The organism is Spirillospora sp. CA-108201 (assembly GCF_050936235.1).
Lineage (GTDB): Bacteria > Actinomycetota > Actinomycetes > Streptosporangiales > Streptosporangiaceae > Spirillospora.
Genome location: NZ_JBNJNE010000001.1, coordinates 3,422,699 through 3,440,770, shown reverse-complemented (window position 1 = coordinate 3,440,770; position 18,072 = coordinate 3,422,699). Strand labels below are relative to the sequence as shown.

General features: G+C 73.6%; 18 protein-coding genes. 11 read left to right on the top strand and 7 right to left on the bottom strand.

Annotated elements, in window-relative coordinates; translation table 11 throughout:
* Positions 1–40 precede the first annotated feature (40 nt).
* Positions 41–820 (bottom strand): molybdate ABC transporter substrate-binding protein, encoded by a 780-nt coding sequence (gene modA / locus ACQEU6_RS16715; protein WP_499332941.1) that lies wholly within the window; start codon positions 818–820, stop codon positions 41–43.
* 113 nt (positions 821–933) lie between these two features.
* On the opposite strand from modA, the gene ACQEU6_RS16710 reads away from it, so the two are divergent.
* Positions 934–1,608, top strand: coding sequence for a uracil-DNA glycosylase (locus ACQEU6_RS16710; protein ID WP_499332940.1), 675 nt, complete (start codon positions 934–936; stop codon positions 1,606–1,608).
* Between the two features lie 91 nt (positions 1,609–1,699).
* The gene (locus ACQEU6_RS16705) at positions 1,700–2,728 is read left to right on the top strand and encodes a hypothetical protein (RefSeq protein ID WP_499332939.1); all 1,029 of its coding nucleotides are present in this window, start codon (positions 1,700–1,702) and stop codon (positions 2,726–2,728) included.
* On the opposite strand, the gene ACQEU6_RS16700 is transcribed toward ACQEU6_RS16705, so the two are convergent.
* The 4 genes from ACQEU6_RS16700 to ACQEU6_RS16685 all read right to left on the bottom strand — a co-directional run bounded on the left by ACQEU6_RS16700 (position 2,692) and on the right by ACQEU6_RS16685 (position 6,639).
* Positions 2,692–3,558: a 1,4-dihydroxy-2-naphthoate polyprenyltransferase gene (locus ACQEU6_RS16700; protein WP_499340218.1), complete on the bottom strand. Its 867-nt coding sequence runs from the start codon at positions 3,556–3,558 to the stop codon at positions 2,692–2,694. The two genes, ACQEU6_RS16705 and ACQEU6_RS16700, sit on opposite strands and share 37 nt — an antisense overlap.
* 34 nt (positions 3,559–3,592) lie before the next feature.
* Complete coding sequence (locus ACQEU6_RS16695; RefSeq protein ID WP_499332937.1) at positions 3,593–5,242, bottom strand: MFS transporter; 1,650 nt, start codon at positions 5,240–5,242, stop codon at positions 3,593–3,595.
* Between the two features lie 211 nt (positions 5,243–5,453).
* The gene (locus tag ACQEU6_RS16690) at positions 5,454–6,014 is read right to left on the bottom strand and encodes a GNAT family N-acetyltransferase (protein WP_499332936.1); all 561 of its coding nucleotides are present in this window, start codon (positions 6,012–6,014) and stop codon (positions 5,454–5,456) included.
* A gap of 52 nt (positions 6,015–6,066) precedes the next feature.
* Positions 6,067–6,639 carry a CGNR zinc finger domain-containing protein gene (locus tag ACQEU6_RS16685; RefSeq protein ID WP_499332935.1) on the bottom strand — a complete coding sequence of 191 codons (573 nt, stop codon included), beginning with the start codon at positions 6,637–6,639 and terminating at the stop codon, positions 6,067–6,069.
* 124 nt (positions 6,640–6,763) lie between these two features.
* Between ACQEU6_RS16685 and ACQEU6_RS16680 the strand changes: the two genes are divergently transcribed.
* Positions 6,764–7,030, top strand: coding sequence for a hypothetical protein (locus ACQEU6_RS16680; protein WP_499332934.1), 267 nt, complete (start codon positions 6,764–6,766; stop codon positions 7,028–7,030).
* A complete protein-coding gene (locus tag ACQEU6_RS16675; protein WP_499332931.1) occupies positions 7,027–7,380 on the top strand; it encodes a VOC family protein in 354 nt (117 codons plus the stop codon). Before ACQEU6_RS16680 ends, ACQEU6_RS16675 begins: the two co-directional genes overlap by 4 nt.
* A gap of 13 nt (positions 7,381–7,393) precedes the next feature.
* Here ACQEU6_RS16675 and ACQEU6_RS16670 read toward each other — a convergent pair whose 3' ends face one another.
* A complete protein-coding gene (locus ACQEU6_RS16670; RefSeq protein ID WP_499332930.1) occupies positions 7,394–8,785 on the bottom strand; it encodes an aminotransferase-like domain-containing protein in 1,392 nt (463 codons plus the stop codon).
* Positions 8,786–8,813: 28 nt separating this feature from the next.
* Between ACQEU6_RS16670 and ACQEU6_RS16665 the strand changes: the two genes are divergently transcribed.
* The gene (locus ACQEU6_RS16665) at positions 8,814–9,773 is read left to right on the top strand and encodes a DMT family transporter (protein ID WP_499332929.1); all 960 of its coding nucleotides are present in this window, start codon (positions 8,814–8,816) and stop codon (positions 9,771–9,773) included.
* Here ACQEU6_RS16665 and ACQEU6_RS16660 read toward each other — a convergent pair.
* Complete coding sequence (locus ACQEU6_RS16660) at positions 9,763–9,939, bottom strand: hypothetical protein (protein WP_179278875.1); 177 nt, start codon at positions 9,937–9,939, stop codon at positions 9,763–9,765. The two genes, ACQEU6_RS16665 and ACQEU6_RS16660, sit on opposite strands and share 11 nt — an antisense overlap.
* Positions 9,940–10,178: 239 nt before the next feature.
* Between ACQEU6_RS16660 and ACQEU6_RS16655 the strand changes: the two genes are divergently transcribed.
* From ACQEU6_RS16655 to ACQEU6_RS16630, 6 genes are all read left to right on the top strand, one after another.
* Positions 10,179–11,213 (top strand): hypothetical protein, encoded by a 1,035-nt coding sequence (locus tag ACQEU6_RS16655; protein WP_499332927.1) that lies wholly within the window; start codon positions 10,179–10,181, stop codon positions 11,211–11,213.
* A 138-nt stretch (positions 11,214–11,351) separates the two neighbouring features.
* A complete protein-coding gene (locus ACQEU6_RS16650) occupies positions 11,352–11,573 on the top strand; it encodes a hypothetical protein (RefSeq protein ID WP_499332925.1) in 222 nt (73 codons plus the stop codon).
* 155 nt (positions 11,574–11,728) lie between these two features.
* The gene (gene dapA / locus ACQEU6_RS16645) at positions 11,729–12,667 is read left to right on the top strand and encodes a 4-hydroxy-tetrahydrodipicolinate synthase (RefSeq protein ID WP_499332924.1); all 939 of its coding nucleotides are present in this window, start codon (positions 11,729–11,731) and stop codon (positions 12,665–12,667) included.
* Positions 12,664–14,349: a ribonuclease J gene (locus ACQEU6_RS16640; RefSeq protein ID WP_499332923.1), complete on the top strand. Its 1,686-nt coding sequence runs from the start codon at positions 12,664–12,666 to the stop codon at positions 14,347–14,349. Before dapA ends, ACQEU6_RS16640 begins: the two co-directional genes overlap by 4 nt.
* Before the next feature lie 123 nt (positions 14,350–14,472).
* Positions 14,473–17,145, top strand: coding sequence for an FtsK/SpoIIIE family DNA translocase (locus ACQEU6_RS16635; RefSeq protein WP_499332922.1), 2,673 nt, complete (start codon positions 14,473–14,475; stop codon positions 17,143–17,145).
* Positions 17,146–17,287: 142 nt separating this feature from the next.
* Complete coding sequence (locus ACQEU6_RS16630; RefSeq protein WP_499332920.1) at positions 17,288–18,037, top strand: helix-turn-helix domain-containing protein; 750 nt, start codon at positions 17,288–17,290, stop codon at positions 18,035–18,037.
* Positions 18,038–18,072: the final 35 nt, after the last annotated feature.

Below are 18,072 nucleotides of genomic sequence, written 5' to 3'. Positions count from 1 at the left end.
GGAGGTAAACGGAAACCGGGTCCCATCCGTTCCCCGAGGGTCACTGGGGAGCGGTCGGTGTGACGAAGCCGTACTTGTTGAACAGCCGCTGGGCGTCGGGCGTGACCAGCCACGCCACGAACGCGTTCGCGGTTTTCTCGTGGCCGCTGTCGCGGACGACCGCGGCGGGGAAGGACGCGGTGACGTTCTGGTCGGCGGGAATGGGCACGCTGCTCGCCGCGATCCCGGCCGAGTTCAGGTCGGTGACGAAGACGAGGCCCGCGTCGGCCTCGCCGGCGCGGACGCGGTCCAGGACGGCCCGCGCGCCGATCTCCTCGCTGCTCCACCGGACGGTCACGCCCGCCTTGGCGAGGATCTGGCGGGTGTAGCGGCCGACGGGGACCGTCCCGGCGCCGACGACCACGCGCAGCCCCGGCCGCGCCAGATCCGGCAGGCCCCGGATCCGGCGGGGGTTGCCCGGCCCGACGGCGATCGTGAGCGTGTCGCGGGCGATGACGCGGCGGCGCCCGCCCAGGTACTCGTCGGCCTCGTCCATGCTCGCGCCGTCGGCCGTCACCAGGACGTCGGCCGGCGCGTGCTCGGCGAGGCGGTCGGCGATCTCCGGCGTCCCGCCGAACGCGAACCGCAGCCTGACGTCCGGGTTCTGCTGGTGGTAGGCCTCGCCGATCTCGCCGAGCACCTCCGTCATCGAGGAGTTCGCGAGGACGGTGAGCGTCACCGGTCCGGAGGGGCCGCCGCAGCCGGCGCCGAGGGCGGGCAGGACGAGCGCCGCGAGCAGCGCGGACGCGCGGAGGCGCCGCCGATGGGGGGAATCGGGCATTTGTCTCATCCTAGGGTTGGGGGGGCAGGAGTCCCTGGATTCGGCCCTGGCGTGTCAGAGGCCCGCACTAGTGTTCCTGGCAACGGAAGATCACGTTTCTCGGAGGCCCGACGATGTCCCTCGACCTGATGGAACTGCTGCCCGGCGACTGGCGCGAGCGGCTCGATCCGCTGCTCGACCCGATCGGCACCGCCGCGCTGGGCGCGTTCGTCGCGGGGGAGTACGCCGGGCAGACCGTCTACCCGCCGCGCGAGGACCTGTTCAACGCGTTCCGGCACTGCCCGTTCGACGGCGCCCGCGTCCTGATCCTCGGTCAGGACCCCTACCACGGCCCCGGCCAGGCGCACGGGCTGAGCTTCAGCGTGCGCGAGGGCGTGCGGCTCCCCCCGTCGCTGCGCAACATCTACAAGGAGCTGGCGGCCGACCTCGACGTCCCCGCGCCGGCGTCCGGCGACCTGACCCGCTGGGCCGACCAGGGCGTCCTGCTGCTGAACGCCGTGCTGACCGTCCGGGCCGGCGAGGCGGGCTCGCACGCGGGCAAGGGCTGGGAGGACTTCACCGACGCCGCGATCCGCGCGCTGAACGACAAGAGCGAGCGCGTCGTGTTCGTCCTCTGGGGCGCCTACGCCCGCAAGAAGGCCCGCCTGATCACCGGTCCCCAGCACACCGTGATCGAGTCGGCGCACCCGAGCCCGCTGAGCGCCAAGAAGTTCTTCGGGACGCGCCCGTTCAGCGCCGTCAACAAGGCCCTCGTCGACGCCGGCCGCGCCGAGATCGACTGGGCCTGACCGGCCGCCTCACCCCTGCGGGGGAGCGGTGCGCCCGCTCTCCCCCCGCGGCGGGAGGCGCGGGGCGGGCGCCCCGGTGGATCGTCGGTCCATGACCGTTTCCCTTCACCCGCCCGCCGCCGCGCGCGGCGCGCACGGCGGCCCCGGGCGCATCCGCCTGGCCGCCGGCGCGGCGACGATCGCCGCGTGCGTCCCCTACCTCACCATCAAGATCGCGTGGCTGTCGGGCAGCACGGTCGGCTGGAACGACGCCGCCGCGGCCGAGGGCTCCGCGCTGTACGTGGGCAACGCGATCACCCTCGGCATGGACGCGGCGGCCGTGCTGGTGGCGGCGGCGTTCACCTTCCGCTGGGGCCGCCGGATCCCGGCGTGGCTGGTGCTGACGCCGATCTGGATCGCGGTGGGCCTGCTCGCGCCGATCGTCCTCGCCGTCCCGCTGGGGACGCTCCTCCAGGCGATCTTCTCGTCCGAGCCGCTCACGGGCGACGGCAACGCGCTCCAGGGCTGGGTGTACGGCGTCGTCTACACGGGCTTCACCGTGCAGGGCATCGGGCTGCTGACGGCCTTCGCCCTGTACGCGCGCGACCGGTGGCCGCGCATGTTCGAGATCCGCACCAGGAGCGTCCCCAAGGGGCCGACCCACTCGCTCCAGGTGCTCCTGGCGCGCGGGGCGGCGGTGCCGGCCGCCGTCTTCGCGGCCGTGCAGCTCTTCTGGGCGTTCGGAGGGACGGCGGGCCTCCACGGGCGCGAGGCCGCCGACCGGAACCTGGCGCAGCAACTGGCCGACGGCGTGGAGGGCCTGGCGGCGGTCGCCGCCGCCGGAGCGCTCCTGCTGATCGTCCGGCGCGCGGCCCGCCCGGACCGGTTCGCCGTGCTGCTCGCCGCCGCGTGGACCGGCTCCGGCACCATGTTCGCCGCGTCCCTCTACGGGCTGCTCGTGGTGCTCGGCCGGCCGGGCTTCCTGGCGCAGGACGCCGCGTCGGCCACGGGCCTGGTCGCCCTCGCCGGGGTGCTCGCCGGGCTGGTCGCCGGCCTCACCGGCGCGTTCCTGCTGGCCGAGAGCCAGAGCACCCCGGCCGGGGATCAGAGCGCCAGGCCGACCGCCAGCAGCACGCCGTAGGCGATCTGCAGCCGGCCGGTCTCGCCGAGCACCGGGATCAGTGCGGGGCCGTTCGCGCCGTTCAGCACCTTCTGCGTCGGCGGCAGCGACAGCGGCGCCGCCAGCAGCGCGAGCAGAGCCCACGGGTGCGGGGCCGCCAGGGCCAGGGCGAACATGAACGGCAGCGCGGTGCACGCCGCGTACAGGATCCGCGTCCAGCGGTCGCCCAGGACGACGGCCAGGGTCCGCTTGCCCGACTCCCGGTCGGTGGGGATGTCGCGCAGGTTGTTGGCGACGAGCATCCCGCACGCCAGCAGCCCGATCGGGACCGCCGCCGCCCACGCCTCCCAGGGCAGCTCCTCGATCTGGACGTAGGTCGTCCCGACGACGGCGACCAGGCCGAAGAAGACGAACACCGAGACCTCGCCCAGCGCGCGGTACCCGTACGGCGTCTTGCCGCCCGTGTAGAACCAGGCGGCGAGGATCGCGAACGCGCCGACGAGCAGCAGCCACCACGTCGTCGCGGCGGCCAGGACGAGCCCGGCCACGGCGGCGGCGAGGAAGCAGCCGAGCGCGGCGGCCAGGACCTGCTTGGGCGGGGCGGCCTTCGACCCGACGAGCCGCAGCGGGCCGACGCGGTCCTCGTCGGTGCCGCGGATGCCGTCGCTGTAGTCGTTGGAGTAGTTCACCCCGATCTGCAGCACGAGGGCGACGACGGCGGCGAGGACGCCGCGCCACCAGACGGGGTCGCCCTCGCCCACGGCGACGCCGGTGCCGACGACGACGGGAACGAGGGACGCGGGCAGGGTTCGGGGCCGGGATCCGGCGACCCATTGGGAGAGCGTGGCCACAGTCACCGCTTGTTCTCGTGGGACGACAGGGGGACTAGCGCTTCGATTCTTCCCGATGAAGATCAGTGCTCGGGCGCAGCCGCAGCGCGGGCCCGAGCCCGAGGGCCAGGATCGCCGCCGTGGTCAGCGCCGCGTTCCTGGTGGCGGCGGCGAGGCTGGCGTCCGCGGCGCGCGCCTCGGCGGCGAGCCCGGGCGTGTCGTGCAGATCACGCCCGGAGGTGCCGGCGCTGTGGCGCAGCTCGCGGGCGAGGGCCGCCCTCCGCTCCGGGCTCAGCGACGAACCCGCCAGCCGGTCGGTCATCGCGTGCCCGAGGCTCGTCGCGAACACCGTCCCGATCGCGGCGATGCCGAGCGCCGCGCCGACCTGCCGGGCCGTCGACTGGGTCCCGGACGCCTGGCCCGACTGCGCCGGCGGGACGTCCGCGAGCGAGACGTTCGCCAGCTGCGCCGACGTCAGCCCGAGGCCCAGCCCGTACAGCAGCATCCACGGCGCGAGCCCGAGCCCGCCGGTCGTGGCCGAGACGGTCAGGGCCAGCCCGAGGACCGCGGCGACCTCCAGCACCAGGCCGATCTGCACGACGCGGTGGGGGCCGCGCCTGTCGGCGAGCCGGCCCGCGCACCCGCCGGACACGAACGCGCCGACGGCCAGCGGCAGGATCGCCAGGCTGATCTGCAGCGGGTTCGTGCCGTGCACGCCCAGCAGGAAGAGCGGCAGGACGAACAGCAGCCCGAGCTCGCCGACGTTGATCAGTGCGGAGGTCAGGTTGCCGCGCCGGAAGTTGGGGATGCGGAACAGCGCCAGGTCGAGCATCACCGGCCGCCCCGCCGCCGCCCGGGACCGCTCGACCGCGACCAGCGCCCCGACCAGCGCGGCGCCGAGCGCCATGACCACGGGGACGGGGGACGGGGCGGCCTCCGGCCAGCGGAGGCCGCCGGCGGTGAACGGGCGCGTCGCGGTCCACCAGCCGTACGTCTGCCCCTCGATGATCCCCCAGACCAGCGCGCCGAGGCCGAGGGCGGCCAGCGCGCCGCCCGCCCAGTCGATCTCGCGCCGCGCGCCGCCCGGCGCGGGCGCACGCGTCTCGGGCATGAACCGCAGCGCCCCGGCGATCAGGACGGCGCCGAGCGGCAGGTTGACCCCGAACGCCCACCGCCAGCCGCCGCCGGTGGCCAGCGCGCCGCCCGCGAGCGGCCCGAGCGCCGCCATGCCGCTGATCATCGAGCCCCAGACGCCGAAGGCGACGGCCCGGTCCCGCCCGGTGAACACCGCGTTCACCGTGGACAGCGTCGCCGGCATGAGCATCGAGGCGCCGACGCCCTGCAGCGCCCGCGCGCCGATCAGCGCCGCGCCGCCGGGGGCCAGCGCGGCGGCGAGGCTCGCCGCCGCGAACACCGTCACGCCGAGCACGAACATCCGGCGGCGCCCGACCAGGTCGCCCGCCCGCCCGAACGGGATGAGCAGCGCGGCGAACACCAGCGCGTACACCGAGGTCGCCCACTCCGCGCCCGAGGTCGACAGGCCCAGGTCGGAGACGATCCGGGGCAGCAGCACGCCCACGATCGTGGCGTCCACCACGACCAGCGAGACGCCGAGGCTCATCACGACCAGGCCGAGCCGGCGGTGCCGGCGGGAGGGCGCCGGTGCGGAGGCACGGGGCGGCGTCAGGAAAGTGGACTCGGGCACGACCTCCAAGATATGGCCGGACCGCCCGTGCGCCTCACCGACCCCTGGCTAGAGCCCTGTTCCGCAGTGGCTTCGGCCGCGCGCGAACGCGGGAGCGAAGCCGGAGGCGAGCGGAATCGGGCTGATCGCGAAGCGACGCCTCGTTCGCCCGGGCCCGGTCGCGTGGCGAGCCGCCGGGCGAGCGAAGTGGGCCGGGACTTCGAAACCCAGCTTAGGAGGCCGTTCCGGGCGGCGGGGGGCTGATGTCGGTGTGCAGGCGGATCTGCCGGACGGGCTCGCCCATGTCGAGCGTCCGGGCCGTCCCGTCGGGCGCCCACCCGGCCGAGCCGAGGAACGTCCGCGTCAGCTCGTCGCCCTCGAACGCCCAGGTGACCAGGGTGGTGAAGCCGTCCTCGCGGAGCAGGTCCACGGTGGCGGCCAGCAGCCGGCTGCCGTGCCCGGCCCGCGTGTGCAGGGGGTCGACCAGCAGGGTGATCAGCTCGGCGGCGTGGGCGGGGTCGAGGTCGGCGTCCTCGGCCGGGGCGTGCGCGGCCAGGCCCACGACGAGGTCGGACGCCACCGCGACCAGCAGCCGGTGCCGCGGGCTCGGCGGCGCCGTCGCCGCCTCCGCCCACTTGTCGCGCCACTGCTCGACCGCGGCGTCGCTGGTCACCTGGCCCAGGACGTCCGCCGGCAGCAGGTCGCGGTACCCGTGCCGCCACGCCCGCACCTGGATGCCGGCGACGGCGGCCGCGTCCGCGCGCCGCGCGGGCCGCACCCCCACATCGGCCATGCCGTGCTCACGTCCTCTCGCCGGGATCCCGGCCCACCCTAGCGAGGGCCGGCTACGCGGGGGTCCGCCGCCGCGCCCGGTAGGCGCGGGTCTTGGTGCGGTTGCCGCAGACCTTCATCGAGCACCACGCGCGCGAGCGGTTCTTGGAGGTGTCCAGGAACGCCCAGCGGCAGGTGTCGACCTGGCAGGTCTTCAGGCGCGGCCAGGTTCCGGCGGCGACCGCGTCCATGACCGCGGCGGCGATCCGGGCGAGGCCGCCGGCGGCCGCCCCCGGCGGGTCGAGCGGGACGAGCGCGGGGCGCGGACCGGCCAGGGTGACGCGCAGCGGCAGGGCGGCCAGCACGTCCTCCAGGTCGTCCGGGATGTCGGCCTCATGGTTCCCGTGGTGGGCCTCCATGGCGTCGCGGAGCCCTTCGCGCAGCGCGACGGCCGTGCGGAGGTCGGCATCGGCGGCGCCGGCGCCTTCGAGAGCGAGCCCGCGTCCGGCCAGCCATCCGGCGAGCGCGGCGGGCGTCGCGATGTCGTCGGCGCCGGATTCGACGTCGAGCGTGTTGACGAAGTCCGCCAGCAGCGGCGCCGCGTCGGACGGCGGCGCGGGGCCCTCGCCCGTGTCGGTGCCGGCCATCGCGCCCTCCTTGTCCATGGGGAACTCTACCAAGTGTCAACACCGGCATAAAGCTTTCGCTGGTTGCGTGAACCGCGACACCGGCATTAGGTTTTAGATGGTGTCAATGAACGGGAGGACGACCATGAACGAGCTGCCGTACTTCGCGGTGCTCGCGCAGCGCCATGCCTGGGCCGAACGCGAGTTCGCCCGCCTGCACGCCGACATCGTCGAGGCGAGGCTCGTCGCCCGCGCGCGGGCGACGGAGCGCGCCGCCCGGAAGCGGTCCTGGGTCCGCGACCGGGTCGGCGACCGGATCGGCGGGCTGCACTTGGCGCGCCGCACGCCTCCCGCTCCGTACTGCGCCCGCGCCGCAGCGCGGCCCGCCGGCGCGGCGGGAGCCGTGCGATGAGGCCGAAGGTGGGCAACCTCGTCATCGACTGCGCCGACCTGGGCGCCATGGCGGCCTTCTGGGGCGGACTCCTCGCCATGAAGACGACGGCGGAGAGCGACGACTGGCTCGACCTGGAGCCGCTCGGGGCGGGCGGGCCCGTCCTGTCGCTCCAGCTCGTCCCCGAGGGCAAGAAGGTCAAGAACCGGCTGCACCTGGACCTGGAGGTCCCGGACATCCGCTTCGCCGGCGAGCGGGCGGCGAGCCTCGGCGCGACCCCGGCCGCCGGGCCCATGGGGAACCCGGCGCACCCGTTCCAGGTCTGGCACGACCCCGAGGGCAACGAGTTCTGCCTCTGCACCGCCTCATGAGCGCGGGGCGGCGCTACGACCGCAGGACCGAGGCGAGGCGGCGCACGCCCTCGGCGAGCTCCGCCTCCGACGCCGCCGTCCCGTAGCTGATCCGCAGGTGCGGGGCGGGGGCCTCGGCGGGGAAGAACGGCCGCCCCGCGCTGACCAGGACCCCGGCGCGCAGCGCGGCCTCGGCCAGCGCGGTGTCGTCGACGCCGTCCGGCAGCCGGGCCCACAGGTGGAGGCCGCCCGCCGGGCGGTTGACGCGCAGCTCCGGCAGATCGCGGGCGAGCGCGGTGAGGAGCGCGTCCCGGCGCGAGCGCAGGGCGGCCCGGACGGCCCGCAGATGGCGCGGCCAGCCCGGCGAGCTGACCAGTTCCAGCAGCGTCTCCTGCAGCGGCCTGGCGGGGAAGAACTCCTCGACCAGCTGCGTCGCGCGGATCCGCTCGGCGACCGGCCCCCGGGCGACCACCGCGGCGATCCGCAGGCTCGGCGCGGTGGCCTTGGTCAGGGACGCGACGTGGACGACCCGGCCGTCGGCGTCCTGGGCGATCAGCGGAGGCGGGGGCGCGTCGACGCCGAGGTACCGCGCGAAGTCGTCCTCCACCACGAACGCCCCGGCCGCGCGGGCCACGTCCAGCACCCGCGCGCGCCGCTCGGCGCCCAGCACCGCGCCGGTCGGGTTGTGGAAGGCGGGTTGGACGTAGAGGACGCGCGCGCCGCTCATCGCGAACGCCTCGGCCAGCAGGTCGGGACGGACGCCGTCCGCGTCCACCGGGACGGGGACCGGATGCAGCCCGCTCGCGCGCGCCACCGCAAGGACGCCCAGGTACGTCGGCGACTCGACCAGCACCGGTGCGCCCGGCGGGAGCAGGGCCCGCAGCACGGTCGTCAGCGACTGCTGGCCGCCGCTCGTGATCAGCACGTCGGCGGGGGAGACGGCGCCGCCGACCGCGCGGGCGAACCAGGAGCGCAGTTCCGGCACGCCCCCGAGCCGCGGCATCTCCCACGCCGCCGGGCGCCGGGCCGCCCGCGCCGCCGCCGTCGCGAGCGCCCGCACCGGCTGGAGCGCCGGGTGCAGGTAGCCGCCGCTGAGCGGGACCACGCCGTCGGGCGCCGGGGTGAGCAGCCACGACACCCCGGAGGGGTCCACGGCCCGGTCGGCGAGCGTCACCGCCTGCCAGCCGAAGTCGGCGGGCTCCGCGGCGGCCGCGGCCCGCGGCGCGGCGAACGCCCCGCTGCCCGGCCGCGTCACCACCAGGCCCTCGGCGGCCAGAAGGCCGAGCGCCCGCGACACCGTGACCGGGCTGACCCGGTGCCGCTCGACCAGCGCCCGGCTCGACGGGAGGCGCTCGCCGGGACTCATCCGGTGGACCTCCGTGCGCAGCAGGCCGGCCAGCGCCGCCACGCTGCTATCGTCTTTCATGAGGACTAAAGATAGCGCTACTGTTCCCGTGCCGATAGCGGCCGGCGGCTCCGGGACGGGTCTGGGGCTCGCCGCCCTCGGTGTCCTGACCTTTTCTCTCACCCTTCCGACGACGGTCCTCGGGCTTGAGGGGCTCGACCCGTACATGATCGGCATTGGCCGGTCCGCCGCCGCGAGCCTCCTCGCCGCCGTCGCACTGCTATCGGTCCGGGCGCGCCCGCCGCAGCGCGGGCAGTGGGCGGGTCTCGCGGTCGTCGTCGCCGGAGTGGTCTTCGGCTTCCCGCTGTTCTCCACGCTCGCGCTCGACCACGGCGCCTCCTCCGCCCATTCGGCCGTCGTCGTCGGACTGCTGCCCGCCGCCACCGCCGTGCTCGGGGTCCTGCGCGCGGCGGAGCGCCCCTCCCGCGCCTTCTGGCTGGCGAGCGCGGCCGGCGCGGCCTGCGTCACCGGCTTCGCCGTGCTCCGCGGGGCGGGCCGCGTCACGCCCGCCGACCTGCTGCTGTTCACCGCCCTCCTCACCTGCGCGGCCGGATACGCCGAGGGCGCGCGGCTGGCACGCGCCATGCCGGGCTGGCGCGTCATCTCCTGGGCGCTCGTCCTGGCGGCCCCCGTCACCGTCCCGGTCACCGGGTGGCTGCTCGCCACGACCCGCCCCCACTGGACCGCCCACGCCGTGCTCGGCTTCGGCTACGTGTCCGTCTTCTCCGCCTACCTCGGCTTCTTCGCCTGGTACGAGGGGCTGGCGCGGGCCGGGATCGCCCGCGCCAGCCAGGTCCAGCTCACCCAGCCCATGCTCACCCTGCTCTGGTCGGGCGTCCTTCTCGGAGAGCGGATCGACGGCGCGACCGCGATGGCGGCCGTGGCCGTGCTGGTCTGCGTGGCCCTCACCCAGCGCGCCCGCATCCGGCACACGCCGCCCGAGGTCGCGCGCGACCGCGCGGAGAGCTGCCCGCCGGTCGCGCGCGACACGGGTGAGGTCAGTCCTTGACGATCTGGGCCAGGAGTGTGATGACCGCCACGCCCACCCCGATCGGGATCGCCAGATCCGGGGCGGCGGCGGCGAGGGCGGCGGCGCCGATCGCCACGAGGACGATCACGAGGGCCCGCGTGCTGATCAGGGGGCGGGGTTCGCCCTGCCTCGGTGGGACTCGCATGCCGGTAGACCTCCATCCGTGTGGGACGGTAAGGACCGGGCGGCTCCCCATCGTGACCAACGGGCCGACACCACGAGCCGCCTCGTGAGTACAAGGTTCCCCTCTTGTCAACCGCTGCCGCGCGCGGCGCGCGAACACGTCCCAACCATGATCGTTTTATGGCCGGATCGTGGGCCGCGGCTGGGGCCCCGCTGGGACGGCGGGCGCTTGGCGCCCGGCTCTTCCGACATGATTGCGTGATGCGCGGTTTGGGGCGGGTCGGACGGATTCTGGGGTGGGCGGCGGCCTACGTGCTCGGCCTCGCCGGGCTGGTGTTCGCCGGGGTCTGGGTGTGGTGGCAGCCCGAACCGCGGGCGCGCGGCACCGAGGCCAACGCGCTCTGGGCGCGGCACCAGTGGGTGGGGGAGGCCCACAGCGACGCCGAGTACCGGGCGCTCGGAAAGCTGCTGAGAGAGAACCGCATCACCGACGTCTTCTTCCACGCCGGGCCGTTCGAGGCGGACGGCACCGTGCCCGAGGCCAAGTACCGCCACGCGCGCCGGCTCATCGCGGCCGTGCACGAGTACGCGCCGGGCGTCCGCGCGCAGGCCTACCTGGGGCAGATCCGGATGGTGGACGGCAAGGGCGTCATCGACCTGGACGACCCCGCCGTGCGGGCGCGGGTGCTCAGGACGGACGCGGCCTTCCTCGACCTGGGGTTCGACGGCATCCACTACGACTTCGAGCCGATCTACCCCGACGACCGCGCCTTCCTCGCGCTCATGGACGCGACCCGCGCGCTGACCCGGTCGAAGGGCAGGCTGCTGTCGGTGGCGCTGGAGCAGCAGACCCTCCTGGACGCGGCCCAGCCGATCTACAAGGCGCTGCTCCCGCGCACGGGGAAGTTCCATTATCCGCCCCGCCCCACCCGGGACTTCCTGCGCGCCGTCGCCGACCGCGCCGACCAGGTCGCGATCATGACCTACGACGTGTCGCTGCCCACGCGCTCCCTCGCCGGGTGGCATTTCGCCCGGCACACCCGCACGACTCTGGAGCTCATCGGCGACCGCACGACGGTCTTCATGGGCGTCCCCACCTACCGGCCCCTGATGGAGTGGGCGGAGGACCTGCCCGTCGCCCTGCGCGGAGTCCGGCGCGGAGTCGATGATCTCAAGCGGCCGCCCAGGCGTCCGTACGGCGTCGGCGTGTACGCGGACTGGACGACCAGTCCGTCCGAATGGTCACGTTATCGCGCCACCTGGCTACCCCGAGCGACAGGAAGTTTTGGCGGCTGAGAAACCCACGCCACGACGTTCCGAAACTTGCGTTTCCCCAGGTAAAAAGGGGTGGATATCCGCACAATCCGGGGGTAGTGGAGGGTGCGGAAGGTCAGGCCTCGACAGGCGGATGGCAAGGGGAAGTGGGGACGGCCGATGGGCACTCAGCAGTCCGCGCGGCACGACGCCGACCGTATCGGCGAACTCGCGGCCGAGTTCGCCGGCTGGCGGATCGGGCGGGGCGGGTCCGGGCAGTGGTGGGCGGTCCGGGGGAACGATCTCGTGCGCACCCCCGACGTCGAGGAGCTCCGTGTTCGCCTGCAGGAGATGACCGCGGGGTCACGTTATCCAACCGAGTCCGGGACGTGGCCGGACTGACCCCGTAACGCGGCATTTGCGTGCCACGATGTCGGTTGTGGGAGCCGTCGCCACGCGTACCCCCGAGCGTGTGGCGACGGCTTCCTCCCGTTTTCTCCCGTTCCGCTTCGACCTGCGGGTCCAAGTGGAACGGCCGGAACGGTACCGTTCGTTGCATGGCACCCAGCACATCCACTGCCGCTCCGTTCGGACGGATGCTGACCGCCATGGTCACCCCGTTCCTGCCGGACGGCGGCGTCGACTACGACGGCGCCGCGCGCCTCGCGACCCACCTGGTCGACGAGCGGCGCCATGACGGCCTCGTCGTCAACGGGACGACGGGCGAGTCGCCCACGACGAGCGACGAAGAGAAGAGCACGCTCCTGCGCGCGGTCATCGAGGCGGTCGGCGACCGCGCCGTGATCGTCGCCGGTGCCGGGACCAACCACACCGAGCACAGCCTGAAACTCGCGCGGCAGGCCGAGGCCGCGGGCGCGCACGGCCTGCTCGTGGTCACGCCGTACTACAACAAGCCCCCGCAGGAGGGCCTCGTCCGCCACTTCACCGCGGTGGCCGACGCGACGGCGCTGCCCAACATGCTGTACGACATCCCGGGACGCGCCGGGGTGCCGATCCAGAACGACACGCTCGTGCAGCTCGCCGAGCACCCGCGGATCGTGGCCGTGAAGGACGCCAAGGGCGACCTGTTCGGCGCGTCCCGGGTGATGGCCGAGACCGACCTGGTCTGGTACTCCGGCGACGACAACCTCAACCTGCCGTGGCTGTCGGTCGGGGCGGCGGGGTTCGTCAGCGTGGTCGGCCATGTGGTCGGCGTCGAGCTCCATGAGATGATCGACGCATACCGCGCCGGCGAGCACGGGCGGGCGCTGGAGATCCACCGGCGGCTGCTGCCCGTGGTCGCCGCCATCATGACCCGTACGCAGGGCGCCATCGCCGTCAAGGCAGCGCTGAACCTGCTCGGCCTCCCCGGAGGCGGCCCGCTTCGCGCGCCGCTGGTGGAGGCCTCGCCGGAGTTCGCGGCGCGCCTGCGAGAAGACCTCACGATAGGGGGAGTCAAAGTGCCGGAGGTCGTCATCCCGGAGGTCGCCCGGTGAGCCATCCTCACCCGGATCTCTCGGAACCGCCCGCGCCGCCCAAGGGGGGCCTGCGGATCGTCGCGCTCGGCGGGCTGGGGGAGATCGGCCGCAACATGACGGTGTTCGAGTACGGCGGTCGCCTGCTCGTCGTCGACTGCGGCGTGCTGTTCCCCGAGACCGAGCAGCCCGGCGTCGATCTGATCCTGCCCGACTTCGAGTACATCAGGGACCGGCTGGACGACATCGAGGCCGTGATCGTCACGCACGGCCACGAGGACCACATCGGCGCCGTCCCGTACCTGCTGCGCGAGCGCCGCGACATCCCGCTGGTCGGCTCGCGGCTGTCGCTGGCGCTGCTGGAGGCCAAGCTCACCGAGCACCGGATCAAACCGGCGACCCACGTGGTCGCGGAGGGCGAGCGCCGCGCGTTCGGGCCGTTCGACTGCGAGTTCCTCGCCGTCAACCACTCGATCCCGGACGCGCTCGCCGTCGCCGTCCGCACGCCCGCGGGGCTCGTCCTGCACACCGGCGACTTCAAGATGGACCAGCTCCCGCTGGACGGCCGGCTCACCGACCTGCCCGGGTTCGCCCGGCTCGGCGCCGAGGGCATCGACCTGCTGATGTCGGACTCGACGAACGCCGAGGTGCCGGGCTTCGTCACCAGCGAGCGCAACATCGGGCCCGTCGTCGACGAGGTGTTCCGCACCGCGCAGGGGCGGCTCATCGTCGCCTGCTTCGCCTCGCACATCCACCGCGTCCAGCAGGTCCTCGACGCCGCCGTCGCCAACGGCCGCAAGGTGTGCTTCGTCGGGCGGTCCATGGTCCGCAACATGGGCGTCGCGCGCGAACTCGGGTACCTCAACGTCCCCGACGACATCATGGTCGAGCAGAAGGTGATCGACGACATCCCCGGCGACCGGCTCGTGCTGGTGTGCACCGGGTCGCAGGGCGAGCCGATGTCGGCGCTGTCGCGGATGGCCAACCGCGACCACTCGATCCGCATCACCGACCGCGACACCGTGATGCTGGCGTCGTCGCTGATCCCGGGCAACGAGAACGCGGTCAACCGCGTCATCAACGGCCTCACCCGGTGGGGCGCCCGCATCGTCCACAAGGGCAACGCGCTCGTGCACGTGTCGGGGCACGCCTCGGCCGGCGAGCTGCTGTACGTGCTCAACATGACCAAGCCGGCGAACTTCATGCCCGTCCACGGCGAGTGGCGGCACCTGCGCGCCCACGCCAAGCTCGCCGCGCTCACCGGCGTGCCGGAGGACGGCATCGTCATCGCCGAGGACGGCGTCGTCGTCGACCTCGTGGACGGCGCGGCCAAGATCGTCGGCGCGGTCCCCGCCGGGTACGTGTACGTGGACGGCCTGTCGGTCGGCGAGGTCACCGAGACCTCCCTGAAGGACCGGCGCATCCTCGGCGAGGAGGGGTTCGTCTCCATCGTCATCGGCCTCGACTCCACCTCCGGCAAGCTCGTCGCCGGGCCCGAGGTGCACGCCCGCGGCGCCGGCATCGTCAACGAGGACTTCGACGAGGTCATCGCGCGGATCGAGGACGTGCTGCGGGACCCCGCCGGCGACGGCGTGAACGACGTGCACCAGATCAGCCAGCTGATCCGGCGCACCGTCGGCAAGTGGGTCAGCGAGAACTACCGCCGCCGCCCGATGATCATCCCGGTCGTCGTCGAGGTCTAGCGGCACGCCGGACGGACGGCGCGGACCGGGCCCGCGACACGGGTCCCGGGGCCGCCGCCGTCCGTTCGACACGCCCGCCCGCCCTCCCTGGAACCGCGAGGGTCCTTGGTTACTCTCATAACCATGGCCACACGTGCGTCTGGAGGCGCGAAAGCCTCCTCGCGTGCGGGGGGCACGGCGGCTCGCAAGCCCGCAGGTCAGGCCCCCCGGAAGCGACCGAGCGGCAACTCCAAGGGGAGCCGCGGCTCGGGCCGCGGGCGCCCCCCGCAGAAGCCCGACCCGATCCCCCAGGCGGTCCTCGGGTTCTTCAAGCTCCTGTTCAAGCTGTACCTTCTCGCGGCGGTCGCGGTCGGGTCGGTGTTCCGCGCCTACGGCAACGGGGCCCGCAACCTCGACCCCGAGCACCGCCGCGACGGGCTGGGCCTGGCGCTGCTCGGCTCGTCCATCGTGCTGGCCTCCGTCACCTGGTTCCGGCCCGACGGCGTCGTCACCATCGCGCTGGAGAAGGTCGTGCGCGGCGGCCTCGGCATCATGGCGATGGGCCTGCCCGTGCTGCTGGCGCTGCTGGCGTGGCGGACGCTGCGCCACCCCGAGCACCACGAGGACACCGGCCGCGTCGTCATCGGCATCACCGCGCTCGGCGTGGGCGTCCTCGGCATCCTGCACATCGCCGCCGGCGTCCCGTCCCCCGCCAAGGACATGAACGGCGTCCGCGAGTCCGGCGGCGTGGTCGGCTGGCTGGTCTCGGCCCCGCTGGACGCGGCGCTGAGCGGGTGGGTGGCCGTCCCGCTGCTGCTGCTCCTGTCCGGGTTCGGGCTGCTGGTCGTCACCGCGACGCCGATCGCGAAGGTCCCCGAGCGGGTCGCCGACCTGTGGGCGATGGCCACGCTGCAGAGCCGCCCCGAACGCCCGTCCGCCGGCGAGGCCGAGGGCGAGAACGCGCCGAAGAAGCGGCGCCGCAAGGGCAAGGCCGAGGACGCCGACGAGCTGGAGGTCGGCGAGCACTCCAAGCCGTACGACACCCCGCTGCTGGAGGACGAGCCGAAGAAGGCCGACCGTCCCCGCCGCGACCTCGCCGACGAGCTGTTCGAGCCCGACCTGTTCGGCGCGCAGGTCCCGCCCCCGGCGCCGCCCGCCGACGAGCCGATGGACGAGCACGTCGCCGGCGAGTCCATGTCCGACGACGCGATGTCCGGCGACGCGATGTCCGCCCATCGCATGTCCGCCGATCCGACGGCCGAGGCCGTCGCCGAGGCCGAGCACCCCGAGGTGCGCGACCCGACGCCGGCGCCGCGCCGGACCGAGCAGCTGCCGCTGTCGTCGTCCGGCGAGATCTACGTGCTGCCCGACCCGACGGCGCTGCGGCCCGGCAGCGTGTCCAAGCCGCGCACCAAGGCCAACGACACGGTGGTGAACGCGCTCACCGGCGTGCTGGAGCAGTTCGACATCGACGCGCAGGTCACCGGGTTCACCCGGGGCCCGACGATCACGCGGTACGAGATCGAGCTCGGCCCGGCGGTGAAGGTCGAGAAGGTCACCGCGCTGACCAAGAACATCGCCTACGCGGTGAAGAGCGCCGACGTGCGCATCATCTCCCCGATCCCCGGCAAGTCCGCGATCGGCGTCGAGATCCCCAACACCGACAAGGACATCGTCAGCCTCGGCGACGTGCTGCGCTCCCCGGCCGCCACGAACGAGCACCACCCGATGATCGTCGGGCTCGGCAAGGACGTCGAGGGCCGCACGGTCGTGGCGAACCTGGCGAAGATGCCGCACATCCTCATCGCGGGCGCCACCGGGGCGGGCAAGTCGACCTGCATCAACGGGCTCATCACCTCGATCCTGATGCGCGCCACGCCCGACGAGGTGCGGATGATCCTCGTCGACCCCAAGCGGGTCGAGCTGACGATGTACCAGGGCATCCCGCACCTCATCACGCCGATCATCACCAACCCCAAGAAGGCCGCCGAGGCCCTCGACTGGGTCGTCGGCGAGATGGACCGCCGCTACGACGACCTGGCCGCGTCCGGGTACCGGCACATCGACGACTTCAACAAGGCGGTGAAGGCGGGCAAGCTGGTCCCGCCGCCCGGCAGCGAGCGCGTCTACACCCCGTACCCGTACATGCTCGTCATCGTCGACGAGCTGGCCGACCTGATGATGGTCGCGCCGCGCGACGTGGAGGACTCGGTCGTCCGCATCACCCAGCTCGCCCGCGCCGCCGGCATCCACCTCGTCCTGGCGACGCAGCGCCCGTCGGTCGACGTCGTCACCGGGCTCATCAAGGCCAACGTGCCGTCCCGGCTGGCGTTCGCGACCTCGTCGCTGTCCGACAGCCGCGTCATCCTCGACCAGCCGGGCGCCGAGAAGCTCGTCGGGCAGGGCGACGCGCTGTTCCTGCCGATGGGTGCGAGCAAGCCCATGCGCCTCCAGAACGCCTACGTCTCCGAGAAGGAGATCCACAGCGTCGTCGACCACTGCAAGGGGCAGATGGAGGCGAGCTACCGGGAGGACGTCGCCGCGGCCGGTGCGCCGAAGAAGGAGATCGACGAGGAGATCGGCGACGACATGGACCTGCTCGTCCAGGCGATCGAGCTGGTCGTGTCCACCCAGTTCGGGTCGACGTCGATGCTCCAGCGCAAGCTGCGCGTCGGGTTCGCGAAGGCCGGGCGGCTGATGGACCTGATGGAGAGCCGCGACATCGTCGGCCCCAGCGAGGGCTCCAAGGCGCGGGACGTCCTGGCCAAGCCGGACGATCTGCCGGGGGTGCTTGCGGAACTGCGCGGCGGAGGCTGAGCGCGGTGCCGGAGCATTGCGGAATGATGCGAAATCTTGCCCTGTTTCGAACGTGTTGGCAGTCGCTGAACGGGCACCCCCGTTCCTAGACTGGTTTCACAGTCGTGCGAGATCGGCCACAGCTCCTCAGAGGAGGCCCGGCGTGAGCATCGGTGAGACCTTGGCGGAGGAGCGTCAGCGGGCCGGTCTCTCGGTGACACAGGTGAGCCTCCAGACACGGATACGCGAGACCGTCATCCGCGGCATGGAGTCCGACGACTTCTCCGCGTGCGGCGGCAACTTCTACGCCCGCGGCCACATCCGCAGCATCTCGCGCGTGATCGGCATCGATCCGGAACCGCTCGTCGCCGAGTTCGACGCCGACCACGGCGGCGCCCCGCAGCCGGTCTCGGCGGTGTCGGCGTTCGAGCCGGAGCAGCCGATCGCGTTCCGCGAGCGCCGGTCGCCGAACTGGAGCGCCGCGATGGCGCTCGCCCTCGCGCTCGTGGCCATCTACGGGGTCGTCCAGGTGGTCGGGCACGGCGGCGGCGGGCGGCGCACCGCGCGGCAGGTCGCCGGGACGCCCGCCCCGCCCACGCCGTCGGCCACGCCGTCCGCGCCCAAGGGCAACGCTCCGGTCGCGGAGGCGCCGCGCACCAAGGTCGAGGTGCGGGTCGAGGCGAAGCGGACGACGTGGCTGAACGTCCAGGGCGACAAGGGCAGGCCGCTGTTCAGCGGGATGATCCGCGAGGGCGAGCAGAAGAGCTTCACCGCCAAGAAGAAGGTCCATCTGGTGATCGGCGTCGGCGGCAGCGTCAACCTGACCGTCAACGGCAAGGACCTGGGCTCGCCCGGCAAGGGCAAGGGCGTCCAGCGGCTGACCTTCGACCGGGGCGACCCCGAATCGGCCTGATCCGGCGTCCCGGGGCGGCGCTGGAGCGTTCCGCG

Excerpts from the sequence above, each read along its gene's own strand:
- modA (WP_499332941.1), bottom strand. The coding sequence starts at position 820 with ATGCCCGATTCCCCCCATCGGCGGCGCCTCCGCGCGTCCGCGCTGCTC.
- ACQEU6_RS16710 (WP_499332940.1), top strand. The coding sequence starts at position 934 with ATGTCCCTCGACCTGATGGAACTGCTGCCCGGCGACTGGCGCGAGCGG.
- ACQEU6_RS16705 (WP_499332939.1), top strand. The coding sequence starts at position 1,700 with ATGACCGTTTCCCTTCACCCGCCCGCCGCCGCGCGCGGCGCGCACGGC.
- ACQEU6_RS16690 (WP_499332936.1), bottom strand. The coding sequence starts at position 6,014 with ATGGCCGATGTGGGGGTGCGGCCCGCGCGGCGCGCGGACGCGGCCGCC.
- ACQEU6_RS16685 (WP_499332935.1), bottom strand. The coding sequence starts at position 6,639 with ATGGCCGGCACCGACACGGGCGAGGGCCCCGCGCCGCCGTCCGACGCG.
- ACQEU6_RS16680 (WP_499332934.1), top strand. The coding sequence starts at position 6,764 with ATGAACGAGCTGCCGTACTTCGCGGTGCTCGCGCAGCGCCATGCCTGG.
- ACQEU6_RS16675 (WP_499332931.1), top strand. The coding sequence starts at position 7,027 with ATGAGGCCGAAGGTGGGCAACCTCGTCATCGACTGCGCCGACCTGGGC.
- ACQEU6_RS16670 (WP_499332930.1), bottom strand. The coding sequence starts at position 8,785 with ATGAAAGACGATAGCAGCGTGGCGGCGCTGGCCGGCCTGCTGCGCACG.
- ACQEU6_RS16660 (WP_179278875.1), bottom strand. The coding sequence starts at position 9,939 with ATGCGAGTCCCACCGAGGCAGGGCGAACCCCGCCCCCTGATCAGCACG.
- ACQEU6_RS16655 (WP_499332927.1), top strand. The coding sequence starts at position 10,179 with ATGCGCGGTTTGGGGCGGGTCGGACGGATTCTGGGGTGGGCGGCGGCC.
- ACQEU6_RS16650 (WP_499332925.1), top strand. The coding sequence starts at position 11,352 with ATGGGCACTCAGCAGTCCGCGCGGCACGACGCCGACCGTATCGGCGAA.
- dapA (WP_499332924.1), top strand. The coding sequence starts at position 11,729 with ATGGCACCCAGCACATCCACTGCCGCTCCGTTCGGACGGATGCTGACC.
- ACQEU6_RS16635 (WP_499332922.1), top strand. The coding sequence starts at position 14,473 with ATGGCCACACGTGCGTCTGGAGGCGCGAAAGCCTCCTCGCGTGCGGGG.